Source organism: Halobacterium sp. NMX12-1, assembly GCF_040435975.1.
GTDB classification, from domain to species: Archaea; Halobacteriota; Halobacteria; order Halobacteriales; family Halobacteriaceae; genus Halobacterium; species Halobacterium hubeiense.
Genome location: NZ_CP159204.1, coordinates 1,067,488 through 1,089,721, shown reverse-complemented (window position 1 = coordinate 1,089,721; position 22,234 = coordinate 1,067,488). Strand labels below are relative to the sequence as shown.

The 22,234-nt window shown below is 70.1% G+C and carries 26 protein-coding genes; 11 read left to right on the top strand and 15 right to left on the bottom strand.

Going from position 1 to position 22,234, the window contains the following annotated elements; translation table 11 throughout:
• Nucleotides 1-61 precede the first annotated feature (61 nt).
• Entirely contained in the window at nt 62-517 is a 456-nt protein-coding gene (locus tag ABSL23_RS07205) for an MGMT family protein (protein ID WP_353635191.1), read from the top strand.
• Here ABSL23_RS07205 and ABSL23_RS07200 read toward each other — a convergent pair whose 3' ends face one another.
• Together ABSL23_RS07200 and lonB are read right to left on the bottom strand one after the other, a co-directional pair.
• Nucleotides 518-1,183, bottom strand: coding sequence for a CPBP family intramembrane glutamic endopeptidase (locus ABSL23_RS07200; protein WP_353635190.1), 666 nt, complete (start codon nt 1,181-1,183; stop codon nt 518-520). It abuts the gene before it with no gap.
• Between the two features lie 264 nt (nt 1,184-1,447).
• Nucleotides 1,448-3,520 carry an ATP-dependent protease LonB gene (gene lonB, locus ABSL23_RS07195; RefSeq protein ID WP_059055778.1) on the bottom strand — a complete coding sequence of 691 codons (2,073 nt, stop codon included), beginning with the start codon at nt 3,518-3,520 and terminating at the stop codon, nt 1,448-1,450.
• Nucleotides 3,521-3,726: 206 nt separating this feature from the next.
• Between lonB and ABSL23_RS07190 the strand changes: the two genes are divergently transcribed.
• The 3 genes from ABSL23_RS07190 to ABSL23_RS07180 are packed head-to-tail and all read left to right on the top strand — an operon-like array spanning nt 3,727 to nt 5,900.
• Complete coding sequence (locus ABSL23_RS07190; protein ID WP_059055776.1) at nt 3,727-4,254, top strand: nicotinamide-nucleotide adenylyltransferase; 528 nt, start codon at nt 3,727-3,729, stop codon at nt 4,252-4,254.
• 30 nt (nt 4,255-4,284) lie between these two features.
• Nucleotides 4,285-5,040, top strand: a complete 756-nt coding sequence (locus ABSL23_RS07185) for an SAM-dependent chlorinase/fluorinase (RefSeq protein ID WP_353635189.1) — start codon at nt 4,285-4,287, stop codon at nt 5,038-5,040.
• Between the two features lie 41 nt (nt 5,041-5,081).
• Complete coding sequence (locus tag ABSL23_RS07180; protein WP_353635188.1) at nt 5,082-5,900, top strand: amidohydrolase family protein; 819 nt, start codon at nt 5,082-5,084, stop codon at nt 5,898-5,900.
• 178 nt (nt 5,901-6,078) lie between these two features.
• Here ABSL23_RS07180 and ABSL23_RS07175 read toward each other — a convergent pair whose 3' ends face one another.
• Both ABSL23_RS07175 and ABSL23_RS07170 read right to left on the bottom strand, forming a co-directional pair.
• Nucleotides 6,079-6,999, bottom strand: a complete 921-nt coding sequence (locus ABSL23_RS07175) for a glycosyltransferase (RefSeq protein WP_059055771.1) — start codon at nt 6,997-6,999, stop codon at nt 6,079-6,081.
• Between the two features lie 89 nt (nt 7,000-7,088).
• Nucleotides 7,089-7,793: a class I SAM-dependent methyltransferase gene (locus tag ABSL23_RS07170; RefSeq protein WP_059055769.1), complete on the bottom strand. Its 705-nt coding sequence runs from the start codon at nt 7,791-7,793 to the stop codon at nt 7,089-7,091.
• Nucleotides 7,794-8,006: 213 nt separating this feature from the next.
• Between ABSL23_RS07170 and ABSL23_RS07165 the strand changes: the two genes are divergently transcribed.
• From ABSL23_RS07165 to ABSL23_RS07150, 4 genes are all read left to right on the top strand, one after another.
• Nucleotides 8,007-8,276, top strand: coding sequence for a helix-turn-helix domain-containing protein (locus ABSL23_RS07165; protein WP_353635187.1), 270 nt, complete (start codon nt 8,007-8,009; stop codon nt 8,274-8,276).
• Between the two features lie 38 nt (nt 8,277-8,314).
• Nucleotides 8,315-9,088: an MBL fold metallo-hydrolase gene (locus tag ABSL23_RS07160; protein ID WP_353635186.1), complete on the top strand. Its 774-nt coding sequence runs from the start codon at nt 8,315-8,317 to the stop codon at nt 9,086-9,088.
• Between the two features lie 142 nt (nt 9,089-9,230).
• The gene (locus ABSL23_RS07155) at nt 9,231-9,881 is read left to right on the top strand and encodes a YkgJ family cysteine cluster protein (RefSeq protein ID WP_353635185.1); all 651 of its coding nucleotides are present in this window, start codon (nt 9,231-9,233) and stop codon (nt 9,879-9,881) included.
• A gap of 79 nt (nt 9,882-9,960) precedes the next feature.
• Entirely contained in the window at nt 9,961-10,365 is a 405-nt protein-coding gene (locus ABSL23_RS07150; protein WP_353635184.1) for a TRAM domain-containing protein, read from the top strand.
• Nucleotides 10,366-10,383: 18 nt separating this feature from the next.
• Here ABSL23_RS07150 and ABSL23_RS07145 read toward each other — a convergent pair whose 3' ends face one another.
• The 3 genes from ABSL23_RS07145 to ABSL23_RS07135 are packed head-to-tail and all read right to left on the bottom strand — an operon-like array spanning nt 10,384 to nt 14,162.
• Complete coding sequence (locus ABSL23_RS07145; protein ID WP_353635183.1) at nt 10,384-12,078, bottom strand: radical SAM protein; 1,695 nt, start codon at nt 12,076-12,078, stop codon at nt 10,384-10,386.
• 35 nt (nt 12,079-12,113) lie between these two features.
• Nucleotides 12,114-12,920 carry a DUF429 domain-containing protein gene (locus ABSL23_RS07140; protein WP_353635182.1) on the bottom strand — a complete coding sequence of 269 codons (807 nt, stop codon included), beginning with the start codon at nt 12,918-12,920 and terminating at the stop codon, nt 12,114-12,116.
• 18 nt (nt 12,921-12,938) lie between these two features.
• Entirely contained in the window at nt 12,939-14,162 is a 1,224-nt protein-coding gene (locus tag ABSL23_RS07135; protein WP_353635181.1) for a glycosyltransferase family 87 protein, read from the bottom strand.
• Between the two features lie 102 nt (nt 14,163-14,264).
• Here ABSL23_RS07135 and ABSL23_RS07130 point away from each other — a divergent pair, with 102 nt between their 5' ends.
• A complete protein-coding gene (locus ABSL23_RS07130) occupies nt 14,265-14,423 on the top strand; it encodes a hypothetical protein (protein WP_169793380.1) in 159 nt (52 codons plus the stop codon).
• Entirely contained in the window at nt 14,420-14,851 is a 432-nt protein-coding gene (locus tag ABSL23_RS07125; protein ID WP_353635180.1) for an Hsp20 family protein, read from the top strand. The genes ABSL23_RS07130 and ABSL23_RS07125 overlap by 4 nt, the downstream gene beginning before the upstream one ends.
• On the opposite strand, the gene ABSL23_RS07120 is transcribed toward ABSL23_RS07125, so the two are convergent.
• Entirely contained in the window at nt 14,852-15,985 is a 1,134-nt protein-coding gene (locus tag ABSL23_RS07120; protein WP_353635179.1) for an FAD-dependent oxidoreductase, read from the bottom strand. It lies immediately after the preceding gene.
• Between the two features lie 121 nt (nt 15,986-16,106).
• On the opposite strand from ABSL23_RS07120, the gene ABSL23_RS07115 reads away from it, so the two are divergent.
• A complete protein-coding gene (locus ABSL23_RS07115) occupies nt 16,107-16,274 on the top strand; it encodes a hypothetical protein (RefSeq protein WP_157533973.1) in 168 nt (55 codons plus the stop codon).
• A 5-nt stretch (nt 16,275-16,279) separates the two neighbouring features.
• Here ABSL23_RS07115 and ABSL23_RS07110 read toward each other — a convergent pair whose 3' ends face one another.
• Genes ABSL23_RS07110 through ABSL23_RS07080 form a run of 7 tightly spaced genes read right to left on the bottom strand, consistent with a single transcriptional unit; the run spans nt 16,280 to nt 22,201 of the window.
• Nucleotides 16,280-16,873, bottom strand: a complete 594-nt coding sequence (locus ABSL23_RS07110) for a CoA pyrophosphatase (protein WP_353635178.1) — start codon at nt 16,871-16,873, stop codon at nt 16,280-16,282.
• A gap of 46 nt (nt 16,874-16,919) precedes the next feature.
• A complete protein-coding gene (locus ABSL23_RS07105) occupies nt 16,920-17,360 on the bottom strand; it encodes a hypothetical protein (RefSeq protein ID WP_059055749.1) in 441 nt (146 codons plus the stop codon).
• Nucleotides 17,357-18,493: a glycosyl transferase family 2 gene (locus ABSL23_RS07100; RefSeq protein ID WP_353635177.1), complete on the bottom strand. Its 1,137-nt coding sequence runs from the start codon at nt 18,491-18,493 to the stop codon at nt 17,357-17,359. Before ABSL23_RS07100 ends, ABSL23_RS07105 begins: the two co-directional genes overlap by 4 nt.
• Before the next feature lie 26 nt (nt 18,494-18,519).
• Nucleotides 18,520-19,719: an MFS transporter gene (locus ABSL23_RS07095; protein ID WP_353635176.1), complete on the bottom strand. Its 1,200-nt coding sequence runs from the start codon at nt 19,717-19,719 to the stop codon at nt 18,520-18,522.
• A 39-nt stretch (nt 19,720-19,758) separates the two neighbouring features.
• Nucleotides 19,759-20,847: an aldo/keto reductase gene (locus ABSL23_RS07090; protein ID WP_353635175.1), complete on the bottom strand. Its 1,089-nt coding sequence runs from the start codon at nt 20,845-20,847 to the stop codon at nt 19,759-19,761.
• Between the two features lie 20 nt (nt 20,848-20,867).
• Nucleotides 20,868-21,770: an SDR family oxidoreductase gene (locus ABSL23_RS07085; RefSeq protein WP_353635174.1), complete on the bottom strand. Its 903-nt coding sequence runs from the start codon at nt 21,768-21,770 to the stop codon at nt 20,868-20,870.
• A complete protein-coding gene (locus tag ABSL23_RS07080) occupies nt 21,770-22,201 on the bottom strand; it encodes a DUF5791 family protein (protein WP_353635173.1) in 432 nt (143 codons plus the stop codon). The genes ABSL23_RS07085 and ABSL23_RS07080 overlap by 1 nt, the downstream gene beginning before the upstream one ends.
• Nucleotides 22,202-22,234 lie beyond the last annotated feature (33 nt).

Genomic DNA, 22,234 nt, shown 5'->3' with positions numbered 1-22,234 from the left:
GGAGACCGCCCGACTCACCGGTGGCCGAACGTACAAGGCCGTGTCGCCCCTGCGTGGACACATGGCTGCGGCCGGCATCTACGCGCGCGAGTCGTCGTATCTCGACAGAGCCGTCCAGCTCGGCGTCGCGGGCGACCGCGTCATCAGCGTCTCCTTCCCCGAGAGCGCGCCCGCTGACGCCGACCCCGACCACCCGCTGCTCGACCGCGTGGACGCGTACTTCGACGGCGCCGAGGACGACTTCGACGACGTCGAGGTCGGTCTGACGGTGCCAACCAAGCAGCGCGAGGTCCTCGAAGCCGTCCGCAACATTCCGTACGGCGAGCGCGTCACGGTCAAGCGCGTCCTCTCGATGGTGCCCGACACGGACCCCGAGGACAGCGACGCCCGCGAGACCGCGCGCGAAGCGCTCGCGAGCAACCCCGTCCCGCTGTTCGTCCCCGACCACCGCGTCCGCGACGGCCCCAGCGGCGCACCCCCGGAAGTCGTGGACCGCCTGCGCGCGCTGGAGTCCTGACTACCGGGCGTGCGCCGCGAACTCCGCGGCGTTCACGACGTAGTGCGCGACGAACACCACCAGCAGGCTCCCCGTGAGGACGTACGCCGCGGCGAGCGCGAACCCCAAAAGCGTCGTGACGACGACGCCGGTCGCGCCCTGCGCGGTGTGCGCCGCCCCGAACACGACGCTCGACGCGGCCGCCAGCACCCACGGCGACACGCCGAAGCCAGCGGAGAGCGCGCCGACGAGAATCCCGCGGAACAACAGCTCCTCGAAGCCCGCGACGACGGGCAGCGCGACGCAGCACAGAATCAGCCAGCCGCGGGTCTCCTCGGGCGTCAGCGTCTCCCGGAGCGCCTCGTCGTAGCCCAGTCCCGCCGAGTCGAGCACGCGCATCGCGGCCTCGTTCCCGAGCGCGAGCACGAGCCCCACGGCGACCCCTGCGGCGGCGAGTTCGACCGAAGCCGCGACGCCCAGCGAGGCGACGGGAATCCCCGCGAGCCACACCGCGACCACGAGCAGCGCGCCGACGACAGCCTGCGAGAGCGTCGTCTGCAACAACAGTTCGCCCGCCGCGAGGTCGTCGGTCCCCTCGCCGACGACGCCCGCCGACGCCCGCGTGAGCGCGACGAGACCGGCCGTCACAAGCAGCGCGAACGCCGCGAACGCGACCCAGTACGCCATCACGTCGGCGCACGCGGGACGCGCGTAGAAAAGTGGCGGTCAGCAGCGAGAACACCCACCGCGAGCGAACGGAGTGAGCGAGCGGGGCGAGCGGCGACTACCGCGCACCGAAGGTGCGCGACTGGAGCCGCGAGGCTTTTTAGCGTAGCTTTTTGCCAGCCGAGCGGGACCGAAGGTCCCGCTGGCCGTGCGAACGGGCGCTACGCGCCCGTGAGCAGACGAGTGAGGGCGCGTTAGCGCCCGAACGAGTGCAGCAAAAAGGTCCTATTGCGGACTGGGCGAGCCGCCGGTCGTACCGGACTCCGTCTGGCCTTCGAGGGCCTTGCCGGTGATGGACTTGAGGCGGGCGACCAGCGAGTCCTTCTCGGGTTCGCCGACGAGCGCGACGTCGAGGACTTCGCTGATGTGCGAGACCGGGATGATCTCGATCTGCTCCCGGTACTCGTCCTCGATCATCACGTCCTGCTCGTTGGCCTTCGGGATGATGACGCGCTTGCAGCCGGCCTTCGCGGCGGCCTCGATCTTGTGCGTGACGCCGCCGACCGGCAGCACGTCCCCGCGGACCGAGAGGCTCCCGGTCATCGCGAGGTCCTGCGCGACGGGGATGTCTTCGAGCGCGCTGATGACCGCCGTCGCGACCGTGATGGAGGCGGAGTCGCCGTCGACGCCGCCCTCGCCGGTCTGGACGAACTGGATGTGCACGTCCTTCTCGGACATGTTCTCGTCGCTGAACTTCTTGATGATGGCGGAGACGTTCTCGACGGCTTCCTCGGCCATCTCCTTGAGCTGGCCGGTCGCGTAGATGCGGCCCTCCTCCTGGCTCTGGGCGGGCGTAATCTCGGCCATCACGGGCAGCATGATGCCGGAGTCGCCGCCCATGACCGCGAGGCCGTTCACGCGGCCGACGGCCTCCTGCTCGGAGGTTCCCAGCTCGTAGTCCTTGCGGCGCTCGATGTAGTTGTCCACGAACTGCTGTTCGATGGACCGCGAGCGCTTCTTCGCCTGCAGGACGTCGTCGCGGGTCGTGAGCTCGTTGCCCTTCGAGCGCGCGATGTCGCCGGCGACCCGCACGAGCCCACCGAGGTCACGCAGTTCGAGCGTGAGGTGGTCCTTGCGGCCGGCGCGGCGCTTCGCCTCGAGGATGAGCTCCCGGACCGCGTCGTCGTCGAAGTGCGGGAGCTGGCCGTCCTTCTCGACCTCCTGGGCGACGAAGCGCGCGTACTTCCGGCGCATCTCCGGGGTGTCCTCGATGGTGTCGTCCATGTACACCTCGTAGCCGTACCCCCGAATCCGGGAGCGCAGCGCGGGGTGCATGTTCTCCATCGCGTCCATGTTCCCGGCCGCGACCATGATGAAGTCACACGGCACGGGCTCGGTCTGCACCATCGCGCCCGAACTGCGTTCGGACTGACCGGTGATGGAGAACTCGCCCTCCTGAATCGCCGTCATGAGCTTCTGCTGGCTGCGGACGTCGAGCGTGTTGATCTCGTCGACGAACAGCACGCCCTTGTGGGACTTCTGGATGGCGCCGGCCTCGACGCGCTCGTGGCTCGGCGTCCCCATGCCGCCGGACTGGAACGGGTCGTGGCGGACGTCGCCGAGCAGCGCGCCGGCGTGGGCGCCGGTGGCGTCCTCGAAGGGCGCGGTCTGGCTGTCGGCGTTGTTGATGAGGAGCTTCGGCACCATCGCGTCGCCGCCGCGGTCGGTGTAGCGGAACGCCAGATAGATGACGCCGGCCGCGAGCACGCCCAGCAGGACGTTGTGGGCCATGAACAGCGCGTAGCCCACGACGAGCAGGATGATGATCCACATGAGGAACGACCGCATCTGGTTGCGCTTGCGGGCTTCCTCCTGGTGGGCTTCGACGATCTGTTCGCCCTTCCCGGCGGGGACGGTCCGGACTTTCGGCTCGTTGGAGTCGTCCGGGTTGTTGTAGACGAGAACGTCCTGGAGGTTCTCCTTCGGGAGGAGGTGGCTCATCGCCTTCGCGAGCATCGACTTCCCCGTCCCCGGGGAGCCGATCATCATCACGTGGCGGTGCTGTTTGGCCGCCCGCATGATGATGTCGCGGGCCTCGGACTGACCGATGACCTGGTCGACCAGCCGGTCGGGCACCTCGATGGCGGAGGTGTCCGGGATTTCGAGGCCGCCAAGCAGGTCGTCCTCGGCGTCGTCCTCGTTGATCGAGACGTCGCCTTCCACGCCGACCTCGCTGCCGAGGTCGTCGAGCTCGTCGAGGGGCTCGGCAGGCTCGGGCGCCGACTCCTCGCCCTCCTCGGGGGCGTCGGCGTCCGGGTCGTCGTGGTGGGGCTCGTCGTCAGTCGATTCGTTGCTCATAGAAGTGGTTTCGACACGTGAAAACACGGACGGGCGACTGATATACTTTCTCCCTCGATGGAACGCTTAACCGGCCGTATTACCCGGTTTCGAGGCCTCAATCACGGGAACAGGGTTTCGGCGAGCGGCGCCAGCGCGGCCGTCCCGCCGGCGGCGCCGAACTCGCCATTCTTATGGGCGCTGACGGGGTGTTTCGAGGTGAGGCAATGACCCGCGGGTTCTACATCGGTCGCTTCCAGCCGTACCACAACGGCCACCACCGCGTCGTCGAGCAGATTGCCACCGAGGTCGACGAGCTCGTCGTCGGCATCGGGAGCGCCGGCGACTCCCACAGCACCCGGAACCCGTTCACCGCGGGCGAGCGCATCATGATGATAACGAAGTCCCTGGTGGACTTCGACCTCGTGACGTACGCCGTCCCCATCGAGGACTTGGACCGGAACGCGGTCTGGGTGAGCCACGTCCAGTCGATGAGCCCGAACTTCGACGTGGCGTACTCGAACAACCCCCTCGTCATCCGGCTGTTCGACGAGGCCGGCATCGAGGTCCGCCAGTCCCCGATGTTCGAGCGCGACGTCCTCGAAGGCACCGAGATTCGGCGCCGGATGGCGGAGGGCGGCGACTGGCGCGAGCTCGTCCCGAAGCCGGTCGCGGACGTCATCGACGAGATAGACGGCGTCGACCGCATCCAGAAGGTCAGCGACACGGACGCGGGCGACACCCCCGCCGAGTAGTTTTCAACGACGGCGCCGCAAGCCCGAGACATGATAACGCTGAGTTCCGACTTCGGGACGCCGTACCCGGCGGCGATGAAGGGTGTGGTCCTCCAGTCGACGGACGCGCGCCTCGTGGACGTCGCGCACGACTTCCCGCGGCAGGACGTGCGCGCGACGGCGTTCTGGCTGCGCGAGGTGCTGCCGTACTTCCCGCCGGCGGTCCACCTCGTCGTCGTCGATCCGGGCGTCGGCACCGACCGGAAGGCGGTGGTCGTGCGCGCCGGCCGTCACGCAATCGTCGTGCCGGACAACGGCGTCGCGATTCCCGCGGCGCGGCGGCTCGCCGAGGACGTGGAGGTGTTCGAAATCGAAGTCGAGGACCCCGCGAGTTCGACGTTCCACGGCCGGGACGTGTTCGCGCCCGCCGCCGCGGACGTCCACGAGCGCGGCGTCGAGGTGTTCGACGACTACCCGGGCTACGAGCCGCTCGAGGACTACGCGACTGTCGAGTTCCCCGACCCGGACCTCACGGGCGACGTGCTGCGCGGCGAGGTGCTGGTCGTGGACGGCTTCGGGAACGCCATCACGAACCTCCCGGGGCGCGTCGTCGAGGACCGCTTCGGTGACTCCGTGCGCGTGAACCGGGACCGCGTGCGAGTCGAGCCCTCGTACGCGCACGTGGACCCCGGCGAGCGCGTCGTGACGGTCGGCAGCCACGGGAACGTCGAACTCGCCGTGAACCGCGGGCGCGGCGACGACGCGTTCGGCGTGGACCCCGGCAGCCCCATCGAACTCTCCCTGTAGGGCACCGTCACACCGAAATACCCGGCCGGCGACCTACGCGTATGCTCGAACTGGAGCACGGGTTCCGGATTGTGGACCTGCACGCGCGGCTCCACGCCGGCCCGGGGCGCCCAGTCCGGGGCCGCACCATCGACGGCGAGGACCTCGAACGCGAGATGCACCAGGCCGGCGTCGTCCGCTCGGTGGTCTTCCCCGGGCCGCGGAAGGGCGAACAGGGCTACCTCCGCGCGAACAACGCGGTCGCCCGGCAGGCCGTCCAGCGCCCGTTCATCGCGTTCGCGCGCATCGACGGCCCCCGCGACCCGGGGGACGGCGCGGCCTCGCGGCTGAAGAACCTCCGGTCGAACCGCTCGGACTGGCAGACCTCCCCGGAGGACGTCGAACAGTACGCCTACGACGACCGCTTCCACGGCTTCAAGCTCGACCCGACCCGCGACGGCCTCCCCGAGCCAGACGTCCTCGACGTGCTCGACGACGTCGGCCTCCCGGTGCTCGTCCACGGCGGCGAGGGCTTCCCGCCGAGCACGCTGGAGGACACGCTGCTCGACCGCGAGTTCCCCGTGGTGCTGGCGCACTTCGGCGGCCACCCGCTCGACCGCGAGCTGATGCACGAGGCCGTCTCGCTGCTCGACTCCTACGAGGACCTCTATCTGGACACCGCGGCGGTCCGGTACCGCGAACTCCTCGAACACGCCATCGTCGAACACCCCGACCGCGTCGTCTTCGGGAGCGGCGCGCCCGCCACCCACCCGAACGTCGCGGTCATGGAGATTCTGACGCTGGACGTCACCGAGGACGCGATGCGGAAGGTGTTCGGGAAGAACGCCGTGCGGGTCGTCCCCGGCCTCGACCGGGAGTGAGAACCGACAGAAGACCTATTCCGCCGGCGGGAGTGTCAGCAGTCGTGAACGGACAGTTAGAGTGGCTGGTGATACTCGCCGTCTCCGTCGGGCTGCTGCTGTACGGCGCGTACACCGTCGTCAACCTCGGGTCGTTCCTCGCAGAACTGGTCCACCGGTAGCGCGCACAGCGGCGCGGTCAGCAGTCGTGGCGGACCATCGTGCGGTCCATGCGGGCGGAGACGCCGTTCGGGTTGCGTCGAGAAGTTCGGTCCGCCATCCGCGCGGACATCCCGTCCTGACTGCCGGTCCAGACGTTCGGCACGACGGCGCTGCCGGCGGCCGCCCACTCCGAGAGCTTCGCGTCGCCGCGGAGTACGTCCCCACCCACGGAGAACGCGTCCCCGACCGCGTACTTCACGATGCGAGCGGCGATGCGCGCGCCGAACCCGTAGTTCTTCACGAGCCGGTACGCCAGCGAGCGGTACTTCAGCCCCCACGCGGACTCCTCGGCGTCCTCCGGGAGCCGGTGGCGGATGTCGTCTTTCGCCTCGCGCAGCACGACCGCGTCCGCGCCCCAGACGACCTCGCGGTCCATGCCCGCGAGCCGGTGGGCGGCGTCCCGCGCGGCGCCCGTCTGGAGGTACTCGTCGAAGCCGTCGAGCGCGTCGAGCGCGTCGCGGACGAACGCGACGTTGCCGCCGTCGAAGAACGTGACGTGGCGGCCCGCGACCGACGCGGTCTCGACGGACTCGGTGGTGACCCCGCCCTCGACGCGGCGGTGGACGGGACCGGTCACCGCGTCGGCGCCGTCGTCGAGCGCCGCCTCGACGGCGGCCACCCAGCCCTCCCGAATCTGGGAGTCCTGCCCGACGAACGCGACGACGTCGCCGTCCGCGGCGGCGATGCCGGCGTTCCGGGAGGCGTTGAGGTTCCGCTCGGAGACTTCCAGAAGGAGGTCGACTGCGTCGTGGTCGCGCACCATCCCGGAGGTTCCGTCCACGGACGGGCCGTTGACCACGATTACCTCGGCGTCGGGTGCGTGGGCCGCGAGCGCGTCCAGCGACGCGGCGAGCACGTCGCGGCCGTTGAGCGTGGGCACCACTACCGAGAGGTCCATAGCCTACACGAGTCTGCGCGGTGGTAAAAACGTCCCGGGTCGAAATCCGGCGAAATCGTCCGCGAACTCACACGAGCCGCGGGTTTCCGTCAGACGGTCGTCTGCCAGTAGGAGACCGACGATAGCGGCTTGCCGGCGGGCGTCGCGCCGAGAGCGGTGTCGACGCTCCGCACGGGACCGGCAATCCAGTCCGGGACCTTCCGGTAGAACCCGTAGGGGACGAGGAAGTCGTGTTCGTCGTTCACGAGGTCCAGCCCCGCCTCGTCGACGAGCCGGCGGACCTCGCTGTCGCCGTACAGCCGCGACCCCATCGGGAGCAGCCAGTTGTACAGCGAGCGCGTGCTGAACCGGTTGAACGTGTCGAAGAACACGGTGTCCTTGGAGACGCGGGCCATCTCCGTGAGGAACTTCGTCGGCGTGTCCGCGAGGTGGAAGAACCGCATCGCGAACACGGTGTCGAAGTGGTCGTCCGGGAACGGGAGCCGGCCGGCGTCGCCGCGCATGAACTCGATGGTGTCCTCGACGCCGGCGCGCTGGGCCTTCTCGCGGCCCTCCTGGAGCATCGGCCCGGAGATGTCCAGCCCCGTGATGTCGGCGCCGCGCTCGGCGAGCATCACGGTGAACCGGCCGGTACCGCACGCGATTTCGAGGACCCGCTGGTCTTCGACCGGCCCCACCGCGTCGAGGACGGCCTCCTTCTCCCGTCGGTCGATGAGCCGGCCGCCACGGGAGAACCGCTTCTCGTCGTACTCCTCGGCGACCTCCGTGGCCTGGTACCACTCCTGTCCCTTCACGCTTCTCGATTGCACTTCGGAGGCGGGTGGTTAAAACCGTACTGGAAACCACGCGACGAACGCCGCTGCCGCGGCCCGACGTGCGCCCGCGATGATTCGGGGCGACGAGGCGCTGGCGGGCGGCAGATTCGCCCACGCCGCCATTATACGATATAAGGTGTATAGTCCCACGGGTAGACAACCTTTACCCCCCTCAGTATGTGAGGGAGTTCCATGAGCACGTCCGCCACGGAGCACCAGTCACTCATTCAGGACGACGAAGAGTTCCGCGAGCGCCTCCGCGAACTCCCGCCGAGCGCGAAGCTCGTCGCGAAGGTCCTCGAAATCGACGCGCCGCTCTCGCAGGGCCAGCTCGCCGAGGAGTCGCTGCTGCCGGACCGCACCGTCCGGTACGCGCTCAACCGCCTCGACGACGCGGACCTCGTCGGCTCCCGGTACAGCTTCCAGGACGCCCGCAAGCAGGTGTACTTCCTCGACGACTAGACCGCCGACTTTTCCTCGCGGCGCTCCTCTCTGGACCCGTGATAGCGCGCTACGCCGTTCCAGTGGAGCTGCCGGTGCCCGGCGGCGCGACGAACGCCGCCGTCCTCGGTGACGACCAGCGCTTGCTCGTCGACCCCGCCGCCCGCACGCCCGCCCTCGACGACGCCGCGGCCGGAATCGACCACGTCGCCGTCACGCACACGCACCCCGACCACGTCGGCGCAGTCGCCGACTACGCGGACGAAGCCGACGCGACCGTCTGGGCGCACGCGTCGTTCGCCGAGCGCTTCGCGGACGCGACCGGCGTCGAACCCGACCGGCTGTTCCGGCCCGGCGACACCATCGCCGACACCGACATCTCCGTGCTGGCGACGCCCGGCCACGCTCCCGACCACGTCGCGTTCGTCGCGGACGGCGAAGCCGTGACCGGCGACCTCGTGTTCGCCGAGGGGAGCGTCGTCGTCGGCACGCCCGACGGCGACGTGCGCACGTACCTCGCGTCCCTGCGCCGCCTGCTCGCGCGCGACTTCGACGCCATCTACCCCGGCCACGGCGCTCCAATCGAGAACCCCAGCGAGCGCATCCGCGAGACGTACTTCCACCGCCGCGACCGCGAGCGCAGCGTCCGCGCGGCCGTCGAAGCCGGCGCCGAAACCGTCGAGGAGATTCTCGACGCCGCCTACGAGAAGGCGCTCGGCGACGCTCGCAGCCTCGCCGCGAAGGTCGTCCGCGCGCACCTCCAGAAGCTCGCCGTCGAAGGCCACGTCCAGTGGGACGGCGACCGCGCCCGCCCGCCAGCCGGCGAGCAGTAGCCGGCGAACCAGCCGGTAGGGAGGACGAAAGGGGCCGACCGGAGGAGGCTTTCGAGGTGTCGTAGCCGGAGCCCGACGGAGGGATAGACCGACCGATACCTAGCCCGCGAATCTTTTCCGCACCCACTGCCAATCCACGAGCATGGAGGAGCTCGAAGTCGAACTCGAACGCGCTCGGGGCCTCGACGTGGCCGACCTCGCGGACGCCATCGAGGCCATCGGCTTCGAGTGCACGCGGTGTGGGGCCTGTTGCAAGAGCGAGGACGACGACCCGCACACGGCGACCGTGTTCCCCGGCGAAGTCCGGGAGTTGGAGGACGCCACCGACCGGGACTGGCGCGAGGTCGCGCGCCCGATGCCGTACGGGCTCGACGAGGACGGCACGGGCGAGACGTTCGAGTGGGCGCTCCAGACCGCTGCCTGCGGGGACTGCACGTTCTACGAGGAGGACGAGGACGGGACCGGCGCGTGTACGGTCCACGACAGCCGCCCGCTCATCTGCGAGACGTACCCGTTCAGCGTCGCGCTCGGCGGGACGAGCCAGCCGATGGGCGAAGCAGTAGACGAGTCGGGGATGGTGCGCGCCCACGAGTGCGAGGGCTTGGGCCGGGACATCTCCCGCGAGGACGCCGAGTCGCTGGCGGAAGCGCTGAAGGAGCGCGCCGTCCGCGACATCGAGGAGGCCATTGCCGTCCGGGATAACTACGAGCCCGCCGACCCCAGTCCCGGCGAGACGGTCGTCCACGACTCCGAGGGCGCGAAGCGCCCGGACGGGACGGCCTACGAGGGCTGAACGGGGTCGTCGCGCGACGGGGCCGCGACCGTGGCAACGATTAAGTCACGGGGCCGACACGCACGAATGGAGGCCTGTCATGGAAATCTCTGACCAACTCCTCTGTCTGTTCAGTGCGGAAGTGACTGTCAAAGACGACGAGTACGTCGTCGAAATCCCGCGGAGCGAGGTCGAAGCCGGCTCCGTCGACCCCGGCGACGTCTACCGCGTCGCGCTCATCTCGCAGGCCGACGCCGAGACCGGGACCGAGACCGAGGCGACCAGCGAACCCGCCGAATCCGAACCCCAGCCCCCCGTGGAGGAGGGCGAGATTCGGTACGTGGAAATCGAGGACATCGGCAAGCAGGGCGACGGCATCGCGCGCGTCGAACGCGGCTACGTCATCATCGTGCCGGACGCCGAAATCGGCGAGCGCGTGAAAATCGAAGTGACCGAAGTCAAGTCGAACTTCGCGGTCGGCGAAATCATCGAAGACGAGTACTGAACGCGCTACAGCCGTCTTTTACCGCGTGAACTTCGCGAGGTCCGCGTCCTCGACGCTCGGCGCGGAGTCGTGGGGGCGGTCGACGAGCAGGTCGCCGGCGGTGCTCTTGCCGATGCCGGGAATCGCGGTGAGTTCGTCCATCGACGCCTCGTTGACGTTCAGCGGGTGCGGGACGCCCGTGACCGAGCGGTAGCCGTGGTCGGTGACCGCGACGTCGATGGTCCGCCCGAGTTCGTGCTCGCCGGGAATCCCCACGAGCAGCGAGTACGTCCCGAGCTGGCGGCCGAACGTCTTCCCGTCCTGGTGGTACTCCAGGTGGACGTCCTTCAGGAGCGTGCCCGGCGGCACCACGCGGTTCAGCATCGCGTTGTCGATGTTCTCCCGGACGTCCTGCTTGTAGCGCTTGAACTGCTGTTTGTGGTCCTCGGCGAGCTGGGCGCCAGTCTCGGCCATGTCGGTGCCCTCGAACGCCATCACCTGCCGGATGTTGATGCGGCGCAGCATCAGGCCCTCGTCCAAAACGCTCTGGAGGAAGCGCTTGTTGTGCGCGAACGTCTCCTCGCGCTCGCCGGTCAGGCCGTGCACGAGGTTGATGCCGGGTAGAATCTTCGGCAGGCGGTTGGTGGCCTCGTCACCGTACGTGGGCGCGACCTCGGGTGACTCGCCGGGACGCCAGCCGCCGACCTCGTTGACGACCCGAACTGCCTCCAGACACTCCTCGGCGGACACGAGGAGGTTGTTCTCCTCCTGCACCACGGGGTCCGCGGATTCGAGGCCGAACGCCGCGGTGTCGCCGGCGGTGTTGTGCTCGGCGATGATGCGGATGGCCTCCCGGGACTTCTCGGGGTAGTCCACGATGGTCACCGGGTTCATGTTGTCGAGGTGCAGCGTCTCCAACTCGGGCGCGACCTCCCGGATGCCGCCGTAGAGCCGCCGGAGCGCGTCCGGGTTCGGGGCTTCGCCGTCCCCGCCGAACGCGAGGATGTCCGCCTGCCGGCCGAGCCGGAAGTGCCGGGCGCCGTGGTCGTAGAGGTTCCCGACCTCCCGCACGACGCTCTCGGCGCTCCGGAATCCGGGGTCGCCGTACATCGGCTCCGTGCAGAACGAACACCGGTACGCGCAGCCCCGCGAGGTCTCCATCTCGCAGATGAGGTAGTCGGGGTAGTTCGGGTGCTGTTCGACGACGAACGCGCCCTTCGCCCCCCAGCGGTCGATTTCCTCGTTGTCGCGGTAGCGGTCCTCGAACCCCTCCAGTCCGTTGTTCACGAGGTCGTAGACCGCGGCCTCGACGTCCGCCATCGCGAGGAAGTCGAAGTCGAGGTCCTGGCGCTCCATCTCCTGGGCGCCCGCGTTCTCCTCGCCGACGCCGAAGCGCACGGGCCCGCCCATGATGCTCGTGCCGTCCGCGAGCCACGCCATCTCCCGGACCTCGTCGGGCTCGGCGGGCGTCCCGCCGACGTACTTCCCGGGGACGGTCATCCCGCCGACGTAGACGAAGAGGTCGGCGTCCGCGACGTCGTTGAACTTCGACTTCTCCTCGCGGAGCTCGTCGATGGTGTGGTACGTAATCTGGTCCTCGGGGACGCCGGCGTCCACGAGCGCGCCGGCCGCGTACCGCGGATACGTGGAGATGTACGGCGGCACACCGAAGTGCGCCGGCTCGTCGACGTAGCCGTCCACGAGCGTCACGTCCAACTCCGCGGGGTCAGTCATACACCGGCGTTGGGCTTCGACGCGTAAGAACGTAACTACACGTAGATGCGGCCCTCGACGCCGCTGTCGGCACCGTCCGTGGAGAACGCGTCTATATTTCGCCAAGTGGCGTACGCTGCAGCCACCGAATCGAGCGCGTCGTCGTTGTGCATCGCGACACACGCTGCCTCGTCGGGCAACGACACGCCTTCGCTCTGGAGCCCGCGAACGTTCTGTTTGCGGCGGGCTCGGCTCGCTTCTGGGACGTCTTTGTACCCATTCCGATGCAAGCCCAGTTCGTCGAACGACCCGGCAGGGTAGGTTTCGAGAAGCGAGACGCCGTCGTCGTCCGTGAAGAACGGCGCGACGCGAGCGTCGTGTTCGCCGACGAGCGGAGCGAGGACGCCCGAAATGCCGTAGTACGTCTGGGTCTTGATTCGCCAGCCAGTGGGCGGTTGCCCGTCGTGTTCCTCGTCAGTCGCTCGCACCACGTTGCCCTCGAATCCTTCGGCGTCGTTGACAGCGTGGAACATCTCGGACGGCGATTCCCACTCCCCGGGGAACTCCGTCACAAACGCGCGCCAGTCGCTCACCTCGAAATACTCGTCGGCGACGGCTTCCGGCAGGCTGAACGGGAAGTCGAGGCCGACGATAGCGTCGTCCTCGTCCGCGAAGAACTGAACGAGCGATTCGAGCGTCTCAGCTCTGCTGGAGGGATTGTCCTCGAAGAAGTCGAATGCACATCGGGACTGCCGAACCTCCAAGCTATCTTCCCTCGGGATAGCCTCCGTCACCCACGTCCGATACCCGGATTTGCTTCCGTGAGCACTGAAGTCCACGCCGTAGACGGTCTCGAATCCCATACCGCGAACTGACACCCGTCACGCAAAACCGTTCGCCCGCTCGGCGGCCGCCCGGTGCTGGTAGAGCAGGCAGCCCGCGAGCACGAGCCACGCGCCGACCGTCGGCGGGAGGACGAACGAGAACAGGCCGGTGGCGGCGTCGCGGAGAATACTCGCGGCACCCGCCGGGAGGACGGCTATCGCGGTGGTGACGGTCGGCCACATGATAGGGACCAACAGCAGGAGCGCGCCAGCGAGGAGGAGCCGGCGCGGCCAGCCGTCGCCGAGCGCGTACAACAGCGCGAGCAGCGGGAACAGGACGAGAATCACGTAGAACGGCTCCAGCGGGAGCAGCAACAGCGTGGCCTGCAGCGTGCCTTGGAGCGCGACGAGCCGGCTCCGGAAGTCACCGACCGCGCGGTTCACGCCGGCGAAGACGGGCGCGAGCACGAGCGCGCCGACCGGCAGCAGCCACGACGCGGGCAGCTCGGGCGCGAGCGCGGCCAACTGCCGTCGAATCGTGGCGTACGGCGCCGTCGGGTCGGTGCCGTCGGCGAACGACGCGACCGCGCTCTCGCCGGCGAGCGTCTCCGTGAAGTAGGTGACCGAGGCGTCCGGGCCGAAGGCGAGCAGGCCGACGGCGAGGCCCGCGAGTCCCGTCGCAGTCGCGGCCGCGACGGCGCGCCACGCGCGCTGGCGGAGCAGCCAGACGCCGACGAGCGCGGGGAACAGTTTCACGAGCGCGACCAAACCGAACGCCGCGCCGGCGGCGGTCCCGCGGTCGCATTCGAGGAGGACGGCGCCGCCCGCGAGACCGAGCGCGAGCAGCGGGTTCACCTGTCCCATCACGAGGTTGACGCCGACGGGGCCGACGAGGAACACAGTGGCCGAGAGAAGCACCCGGTCGAAGCGGGTTAGCGCGACACCCGCTCGCTCGACGGCGCGGACGACGAGCACGGCGAGCGCGGCGAGCGCGGCGAGGTTCAGGAGCCACTGGAGCGCGTACGCGAGCAGGGGGTCGCCGAGCGCGGCGTGCGGGACGAACGCGAGCACGACCGCTGGCGGGTAGACGAAGCCGGTCTGCCCGAGCGGGTTGACGGCGTAGACGTCCGCCCCGCGGAGCGCGGCGCGCGCCGAGTAGTAGTAGACGTCCGTGGCGAGCGCGACCTGCTCGGGGTTCCGGAGCGGGAACAGGGCGGTGTTCGCGACGCCCGCGAGCACGCCGGCGAGGAGGACGAGTCGCGGCGCGCGAACCGAGGCCATGGCTCACGCACCGACGCCGCAGTACTTTCGTCTTGGGGTGTGCCCGCAGTCGTTCTCACCGCGGCCCGCCCCTTTTTGCACTCGCCGCCCCAACCACCGGGTATGCCCGCCACCGAGGAACTGAAGTGCACCAGCGACGACTGCGAGCTCGACATGTTCGAGAACCACTACACGTACGACGTCAGCGAGGACCTCACTATCGAGGACCTCCAGTGCCCGCTGTGTGGTGGGACCGACTGCCTAGAGCGAATCGAGCTATGACGGTCCGCGAGTTCGCCGAGGACGTCGGGGACGCCGTCTTCGAGCGGCTGGGCCGGGCGGCCTCCCAGATGCAGGAGGAGTCGCCGCTCCCGGTGGACGTGCTGGAGAGCGACGACGAGTACCTCGTGGTGTTCGACGCGCCGGGCGCGACCGCCAGCGACGTGCAGGTGAACTACGTCGACGGCGCCGTGGAGGTCCGCGTGGACCGGTTCCGGGAGTTCCGCGAGGAGTTCGAGATGGTGTTCCCGGGCCGCGGCCTCAAGCTCGACGGGCGCGCGGAACTCCCCGCGGACGCCGTCGTGGACGCCGACGCGGCGCGCGCGGAACTGCGCGACAACGGCGCGCTGTACGTCTTCCTCCCGAAGGACGAATCCGCGGGCACCGACGTGGACGTGACGACGCCCGAGGACGACGAAGACGACGAGTAGTTACTCGACGGTCATCCCTTCGACGACTTCGAAGACCTCGTCGCCGTCGAAGCGCGTCGGGTCGAACGCGGGGACGCCCTCCCCGCCCAGGATTTCTGCTGCGATTGCTTCCCCGGTCGCTGGCGCGCGCATGAAGCCGTGGCCCTGCCAGCCGGCCGCGACGTAGAGGCCGTCGGCGAGTTCGCCGAGCAGCGGGTCGCGGTCCGGGGTGGCGGTGCAGAGGCCCGCCCACGCGCGGTGCACGTCGGGCTCGAAGCCGGGGAGGCGGTCGGCGAGCCGCTCGCGCATCGCGTCCACGAACCAGTCGTCGCCGTCGCGGTCGTACGCCTCGGGGTCGGCTTCGACCTCCTCGGTGCCGTCGCCGGCGAGCACGCCCTCCGGGTGTGGGCGCGCGTAGTAGCCCTCCGTGGCGTCGTACAGCGTCGGAATCTCCCCCGAGAAGCCGGCGGTGAGCGCCTGCACGCGGTACGGCTTCAGGGGAACCGAGACGCCGGCGTCCGCGAGCACGCGGGCGGTGTGCGCGCCGGCGGCGACGAGCACGGCGTCGTAGGCGTCACCGTTCACGCGCGGCGGATCGAGCGCGACGCTCGCGGCCGTCCCTTCGCGCAGTTCGACGCCTTCGGCGACCGCCAACTCCGCGACGGCGTCGGCGTACGCCGCGGTGTCCGCGACGCCCGCGTTCCGGGAGACGGCGGCTTCCACCACGTCCTCGGTGCGGAGCGCGGGGTACTCGGCGGCGAGGTCGTCGGCGTCCACGCGCTCGACGCGGCGGTCGTTGCGCACCATTCCGTCGACTTGCTGGCGGATGGCGTCGGCCTTCCGGCCGGGCTCGGTGACGAACCAGACGTACGGCGTCTCCCGGAACTCGAAGCCGCCGGTGCCCGAGAGCGCGCGGAAGCGCTCGATGGCGCGGCCCGCGATGCGCGCGTCCACGTCCTCGGCGTACGCGTCGTAGAGAATCCCCGCGGCGCGGCCCGTGCTCTCGCCCGCAACGTCGCCGCGCTCGTAGACGGTGACGGCTGCGCCGCGCGCCGCGAGGTCGTGAGCCGCGGTCAGGCCGACTGCGCCGGCGCCGACGACCGCGATAGAGCGGCCCGCGCCGCGGTCGTCGTCGGCGTCGCTGAACTCGTCCATGCCGGCGGATGCACCGCGACCGGCATAACTGCCGCGGACCGCGGAGGCCGGCGCAGTCCGTCAGTTTCACTTTCACCGCGCACGGGTGGGGTTCAAGCGGGTAGCGGCCGACACTCCGGGTATGGCACTGCAGCACCGACGCCGCTCGCAGTCGACCGCGGATAGCCCCGAGCGCCGCATCGACGTCTCGGAGATGACCGCCGCCGGCGTCGCCGCCTACGCGGACACCCACGAGGAGGCGTTCATCGAGCGCCGCGGCGGGAAGACGTTCCTCGTCACCGTCGAGTAGGAGCGTCAGTCGTCCGGCTCGACCTCGACGACCTCGGGCTCGCGGTCCGGCGGCGTCCACCCGCACGCGAGGTCGAGGAACTGCACGAGGATGCGCGCGGTCGCCCCCCAGACCGTGTAGCCGTCGACGTGGAAGAAGTGGACGATGGCCTCGCCGTAGGAGGGGTGGATGCGCTTCTCGACCTCGTAGTTGGCGGGGTCCGTGAGGTCCGAAAGCGAGAGCACGACGACCTCGTCGACCTCGCGCTCGTCGGGGACGAACTCGCGGTCCGGGACGCGCGCGACGAACGGTGTCACGGAGTACCCGGTGATGGTGGCGATATCGTCGAGTTGCCCCTCGTAGGAGAGGTCCTCGGGCAGCAGGCTGATTTCCTCGTACGCCTCGCGGGCGGCCGTCTCTCGGAGGTCGTCATCGCTGGGCTCGCGGCCGCCGCCCGGGAAGCTCATCTGCCCGGGGTGTTCGCCGAGGTGGTCGGCGCGCTTCGTGAACACCAGCGCCGGGCCGTCCTCGCGCTCGACGACGGGGACGAGCACCGCGGCGTCGCGGTCCTCGTCGGTGACCCGCTCCGGCTCGTGGGCGGCCACCCGCGACAGGTCCATGCCCGGGGGAAGCACCGCGACACTCTTAACTCACGCGCAGTCCCGCTCACTCGGTCAGCGACTCGCGGACGTCCGCGAGGTCCACGGGCGCCCACGCCTCCGCGTCGTAGGTCACGTCCACGAGGTAGCGCGCGCGCTCGTCGTCGGCGTCGGCGGCGTCCGATTCGAGGCGCGCACGCACCGCCGCGGCGAGCGTCTCGCGGTCGAGGTCGCGGGGTTCGACGTCCAGAATGTGCGGGAGGTCCACCGCGTTCTCGGGGAGTTCCGGGAACGCGACCGGCCCGGGGACGAGCACGCGGTCGCCGCCCTCGCGGTCGACGGCCACGAGGTAGTAGTCGCGGAGCGCGTCCATGACGGTCTCGTCGGCCGCGTCGGCGTCGAAGTCGTCGCCGCGCTTGAACGCCAGTTCTTCGAGCGCGTCGTGGAGTTCGTCGCGGGTGAGCGCGCCGAAGAGGTCCACGACGCCAGCGAGTTCATCGCCGTTCACGGCTCCCCGTCGGTCGCGGAGTCGCTTGAACCTCCCGCCCGCGCGGCGGCCTCCTCGACGTCCGCGGCGGCCGCGGCGGCCACCTCGTCGGCGTCGAGGCTGGTGTCGGTCCACGCCGGCAACCGCGTGTCCGCGCCGGGTTCGGCGATGGCGTCGGCGTACGTCCGGGTCTGGTCGCGCTCCTGTTCGCCGTCGTAGTCGAGGTCGTTGAACGCGGCGTCCGCGCCGTACGCCCGCACGAACCGGTCGGCCGCGTCGAGATAACGCTCGGCGAGCGCGTCGTAATCTACGTCCACGCCCGCGTCCTCGACGGCGCGGAACAGCGCCGCGCCGACGCCCTCGCTCATCTCCGAGAGGCCCGTCGGCCCGGAGACAGCGCGGTGGTCGTGCTCGTAGCGCCCCAAATCGACCTGCGCGGCGCCGTCCGTGCCCGCGAGTCGGAACGCCTCGCCGAGCGTGCCGACCTCCAGCCCCCAGCGTCGCTGGACGCGCAGGCCGCGCGCCAGCTCCGCGGTCATCGCGCACTCGCCGGCGAGCGCGTACCGGAACGCCCCGAGGAAGTCCAGCACCTCGTGGTCGTGGCTGTCGGCGAGCGCGTCCACGAGCGGCTCGTAGAACAACCGAAAGAGCCGGCCGTACAGCCGGTCGTTCTCGACGCGCGCGTAGTAGGCCTTCGAGAACTCGAACCCGTCCGCGAGCGGGAACAGGAGCTTCCGCACGTCGCGGGCCTCGTACGTGGTCGTGTCGGCATCGTGGACGACAACGTAGTCGTGGCGCGCGGCCACGCCGAGCGCCAGCCAGACGTCCCGGCCCTTCCCGCGCTCGCCCGCCAGTCCCGCGTCGTCAAGCAGTGCCTCGACGCGCGGGCCGTCGCACCACAGCACCGTCAGCGGCACGTCAAAGTCGGCGAGCCAGTCGCGGAACTCGGGGACGCGTTCGGCGGGCGCGCGCAGCGGCACGACGACCTCCGCGGGGTCGACGCGCTCCAGCTCGGAGAACACGCGCTCCGGGGCGAGCCCGGCGTACTCGCGGTCGGTCATCGGGACGACGACGGCCGCCCGGCCCGTCGGCGCGGCCGGGTCGGCGCCGCCGTAGTCGTGGAGCGTCGCCACGCGCTCCTGCGTGTAGTCCATACCCCCGCTCGGGCCGGCGGCGGCAACTAACTTGCGCCAGCGGGCAGCCGCCCGCCGCGGTAGAGCGCGACCAGCGCGACGACCAGCACCGCGAGCGCGACCCCCGAGACGCGGAAGACGCCGTCGTAGCCGAACCCAGCGCCGACCAGCGTCCCGACGACGACGCTCCCCATCGCCTGCACGACCATCATCACGGAGCTGTAGCCGGCGTACGCGCTCGCGCGGTCGCTGTCCGGCAGGCTGTCCAGCAGGAACGTGTCGATGGCGGGGAAAAGGCTGTGGACGGCGTACCCGAGCACGACCGAGACGGCGGCGACGCCGACGACACTGTCGACGACCGTCATCGCGAGCAGGGACGCGACGAACCCGCCCAGCACCGCGAGCATCAGCGGCACGTGGCGGAACCGGTCGGCGAGCCGGCCGGTGTACCAGAACGCCGGCACGCCCGCCGCGAACACCACCGTGAGCAGGGTCTCGGCGGTACTGCTCGGGATGTTCTTCGTCTCGGTGAGGTACTTGATGTAGAAGTTGAAGAAGCCGTTCCAGACGAGGCCCGCGACGCCGACGATGACGACGCCGAGCACGACGACGCGGTACTGGCGGCGAATCGCCCCGAGCAGGTCGCGGTCCGCGGCGCCGGCCTCCGGGAGGTCGGTGCGGCCGGCGAGCACGTAGATGGCGGCGGTCGCGACGACCGCGGCCGCGGACAGCAGGTAGAACGGCGCGCGCCAGGTGTACGCTTCGAGGAGAATGCGGCCGACGAGCACGGGGGCGAGCGCGGCCGCCAACTGGGAGGCGGTGCCGTGGACGCCGACCACGCGGCCGACGCGCTCGGGGAACAGCTCGCTGATGAGGGGGTTCGCGGCGACGAAGTACGCGCCCGACGAGACCCCCACGAGGAACGCGCCCGCCATCACGAACTCGATGGACGGCGCGAGCGTCATCCCCGCCGAGGAGACGGCGAGGAGCGCGCCCGTGCCGAGGACGACGTGGTGGCGGTCGACGCGCGTCAGCAGCCAGCCGGTCGGCAACCGCGGGAGCGCGCTCCCCAGCCACGCCAGCGTCGCCACCAGCCCGACGGCGGCGTCGCTGGTCACGAAGTCGGCCTGCAGGGGCGCGACCAGCGGCGCGAACACGACGCGCCCGAAGTTCACGAGGAACACGAGCGCGCACAGCGAGCCGAACAGCCGGACGCGGCGCGCGTCACTGACGGACGTACCGGACACGGGCGGAGTTGACGGCTCGCGGGGTCAATTCTTACGGTTCTACTCGAAGACCGCGTCGAAGGCGTCCGCGCCCAGCGGCTCGAACGTCCCCGCGGCGACGTTCTCGCGGACGTGCTCGGGGCTGGTCGTCCCGGCGAGCGCGGACGTGACGCCGGGCGCGCTGCGCGCGAAGTTCAGGCCGCGCTGTGCGGGCGTGTCCCCGTCGAGCTTCTCGTCCACCTCGTCCGGGATGCCCTCCAGCACCTGTCCCTGCGCGAGGCTCGCGGACGTGAACACGTTCAGGCCGGCCTCGTGGGCGTACCACAGCACGCTCTGGTCGCCCTCCGGTCCCTCCTGCGACTGGACGGTGAACGCGTCCGCCATGAAGACGTTGAACGGCACCTGAATCGCGCGCAGGTGCGTCGCCGTGTTCCCGGCGGTCTTGGCGGCCGACCGCGCCCGCGAGATGATTTCCCCGAGGTCGAGGAAGTGGTCGTGGGTGCGCGGGACGCGGAACGCCTCCCACGTCGCCACGCCGTAGTGTTCGATGTCGCCCGCGGCCACGCGCTCCTCCAGCCGCTCGAAGGTCGCCTCCAGCTGATCGTAGACCGCGCCGGAGAGCCGCGCGTCAAGCTGCGTCTCGGGGTTGTGGACGTAGTAGAGGTCGATTTTGTCCACGCCGAGGTTCCGCAGCGATCGGTCCAGCTGGTCCTCGATGAAGCCGGGCGCGATGGCGTGGCTGCCGTGCGCGAGGTCGTCGGCGTCCACGATTCCGCTGTCGACGTACTCCTCGGCGACGAACTCCCCGGGGTCCTCCGGCCGGGACTCGTCGAACGGCACGAACCCGCCCTTCGTCGCGAGGAACACTTCCTCGCGGTCCACGTCGGCGTCGGCGAGCGCGCGGCCGACGACGCGCTCGCTGCGCTGGTGGCGGTAGTTGATGGCCGTGTCCACGACGTTGCAGCCGCCCTCGACGGCCGCGCGAATCGTCTCGTAGTAGGCGTCGTCGACGTCGTCGGTCGGCTCGCCGAGATAGGTGCCGAGCCCGACGCTGGAGACCGCGCGGTCGCGGACGCTCCGGAAGTACGTCCGCGCCTTGTCCTCGCTGAAGCGCTCCTTGTACTGGAACGTCCCGTCAGCAGTAGCCATACCGGGCCTTCGCCGCCGCGTTACTTGTACTCCCCGCGACGGAACGCCTCGACGGCCGCTCGGTACCCCTCGCGGAACGTCGGGTACGCGAACTCGTAGCCCAGCTCGTGGAGGCGGTCGTTCGAGCAACGCTTGCTCGTGCGCAGGCGGCGCTCGGCGGGCTCGGAGAGGTCGCCGGCTTCGAGGCGCTCCTCGACGGTCTGCTTCTCGGGGTGCTCGACGCCGGCCTCGTCGGCGAGCCAGTCCGCGAACTTCCACTTCGAGACTGGTTCGTCGTCTACCGCTAGCAGCACCTCGCTGTCGGCGGCCGCGTCGTCGGTGAGTGCGAACCGCACGACGCCCGCCGCGTCCTCGCGGTGGACCATGTTCAGGTAGCCCTCCGTGACGGGGCCGTCGAGGTAGCGCGTGAGGCGGTAGCGGTCCGGGCCGTAGAGCCCGGCGAACCGCACGACGGTCGGGTCCATCCCGAAGTCGGACGCACGCTCGCGGGTGACGCGCTCGGCCTCCACGAGCACCTCCGTCTTCTCCGTGGTCGGGTCCAGCGGCGTCTCCTCGTCCACCCAGTCGCCGTCGTGGTCGCCGTAGACGCCCGTGCTCGACGTGTACACGAACTGCTCCGGGGATTGCTCCCGGCCGCCGAAGTGCTCGATTGCCGTTTCCAGGCCCTCGACGTACACCTCGCGAGCGGCGTCCGCGCCGCGGCCGCCCGAACTCGCCGCGAACACCGCGGCGTCCACGTCCGGGACTGTGGACAGCGAATCGGCGTCGGTGACGTCCGCCTGCACCGCGTCGAAGCCCGCGTCGCGAATCGCCGCGAGGCCGTCCTCGGAGCGCCGGACGCCGACGGGACTGTGACCGGCGGCCGCGAGCTGGCGGCCGAGTTCGACGCCGACGTACCCGCAGCCCAGAATCGCGACGTCCATCAGTAGGGGTTCTCGCTGGCGACGTGGTGGTAGATGCGGGCGTACTCGCCGAGCGTCATCGGCTGACGGCCCTCGATTTTCTGCTGAATCTCCTTCGGGTCGAACTCGTCGTCGAGCCCGCTGGCCAGCGCCTCCACGTCGAGCACGGCCGAACTCATCTGGAGCATCAGGTTGTCCCGGACCTCCAGCAGGAGGCCCTCGGCGTCCGGCCAGTCGTCGCTGACCGCGAACACGCCCGCGGCCTCCTCGACGGTGAACTCGACGGGCTCGCCGTCGACGAGCGCCGCGAGTCGCTCTGCGTCGACGCCCGACGCCTCGGCGACGGCGTCGACGCCCTCCGCTTCGACGACGCGAGCCAGCGCCGCCTCGTACTCCGCGCGAACGTCCTCGGCGGTCACCGCTTCCGCGTCCTGAATTTCGTCGGCTAGCACGCGTTCCCGTACGTGCTCGCCGTTCAAGGAGGC

What these genes read in the sequence shown, in the direction of transcription:
- ABSL23_RS07090 (WP_353635175.1), bottom strand. Translation starts at nt 20,847, where the DNA reads ATGGCTACTGCTGACGGGACGTTCCAGTACAAGGAGCGCTTCAGCGAG.
- ABSL23_RS07155 (WP_353635185.1), top strand. Translation starts at nt 9,231, where the DNA reads ATGGAGGAGCTCGAAGTCGAACTCGAACGCGCTCGGGGCCTCGACGTG.
- ABSL23_RS07130 (WP_169793380.1), top strand. Translation starts at nt 14,265, where the DNA reads ATGCCCGCCACCGAGGAACTGAAGTGCACCAGCGACGACTGCGAGCTC.
- ABSL23_RS07175 (WP_059055771.1), bottom strand. Translation starts at nt 6,999, where the DNA reads ATGGACCTCTCGGTAGTGGTGCCCACGCTCAACGGCCGCGACGTGCTC.
- ABSL23_RS07140 (WP_353635182.1), bottom strand. Translation starts at nt 12,920, where the DNA reads ATGGGATTCGAGACCGTCTACGGCGTGGACTTCAGTGCTCACGGAAGC.
- ABSL23_RS07205 (WP_353635191.1), top strand. Translation starts at nt 62, where the DNA reads ATGGCTGCGGCCGGCATCTACGCGCGCGAGTCGTCGTATCTCGACAGA.
- ABSL23_RS07135 (WP_353635181.1), bottom strand. Translation starts at nt 14,162, where the DNA reads ATGGCCTCGGTTCGCGCGCCGCGACTCGTCCTCCTCGCCGGCGTGCTC.
- ABSL23_RS07180 (WP_353635188.1), top strand. Translation starts at nt 5,082, where the DNA reads ATGCTCGAACTGGAGCACGGGTTCCGGATTGTGGACCTGCACGCGCGG.
- ABSL23_RS07100 (WP_353635177.1), bottom strand. Translation starts at nt 18,493, where the DNA reads ATGGACTACACGCAGGAGCGCGTGGCGACGCTCCACGACTACGGCGGC.
- ABSL23_RS07200 (WP_353635190.1), bottom strand. Translation starts at nt 1,183, where the DNA reads ATGGCGTACTGGGTCGCGTTCGCGGCGTTCGCGCTGCTTGTGACGGCC.
- ABSL23_RS07185 (WP_353635189.1), top strand. Translation starts at nt 4,285, where the DNA reads ATGATAACGCTGAGTTCCGACTTCGGGACGCCGTACCCGGCGGCGATG.
- ABSL23_RS07110 (WP_353635178.1), bottom strand. Translation starts at nt 16,873, where the DNA reads ATGGACCTGTCGCGGGTGGCCGCCCACGAGCCGGAGCGGGTCACCGAC.
- ABSL23_RS07085 (WP_353635174.1), bottom strand. Translation starts at nt 21,770, where the DNA reads ATGGACGTCGCGATTCTGGGCTGCGGGTACGTCGGCGTCGAACTCGGC.
- ABSL23_RS07115 (WP_157533973.1), top strand. Translation starts at nt 16,107, where the DNA reads ATGGCACTGCAGCACCGACGCCGCTCGCAGTCGACCGCGGATAGCCCC.
- ABSL23_RS07125 (WP_353635180.1), top strand. Translation starts at nt 14,420, where the DNA reads ATGACGGTCCGCGAGTTCGCCGAGGACGTCGGGGACGCCGTCTTCGAG.
- ABSL23_RS07190 (WP_059055776.1), top strand. Translation starts at nt 3,727, where the DNA reads ATGACCCGCGGGTTCTACATCGGTCGCTTCCAGCCGTACCACAACGGC.
- ABSL23_RS07145 (WP_353635183.1), bottom strand. Translation starts at nt 12,078, where the DNA reads ATGACTGACCCCGCGGAGTTGGACGTGACGCTCGTGGACGGCTACGTC.
- lonB (WP_059055778.1), bottom strand. Translation starts at nt 3,520, where the DNA reads ATGAGCAACGAATCGACTGACGACGAGCCCCACCACGACGACCCGGAC.
- ABSL23_RS07150 (WP_353635184.1), top strand. Translation starts at nt 9,961, where the DNA reads ATGGAAATCTCTGACCAACTCCTCTGTCTGTTCAGTGCGGAAGTGACT.
- ABSL23_RS07120 (WP_353635179.1), bottom strand. Translation starts at nt 15,985, where the DNA reads ATGGACGAGTTCAGCGACGCCGACGACGACCGCGGCGCGGGCCGCTCT.
- ABSL23_RS07165 (WP_353635187.1), top strand. Translation starts at nt 8,007, where the DNA reads ATGAGCACGTCCGCCACGGAGCACCAGTCACTCATTCAGGACGACGAA.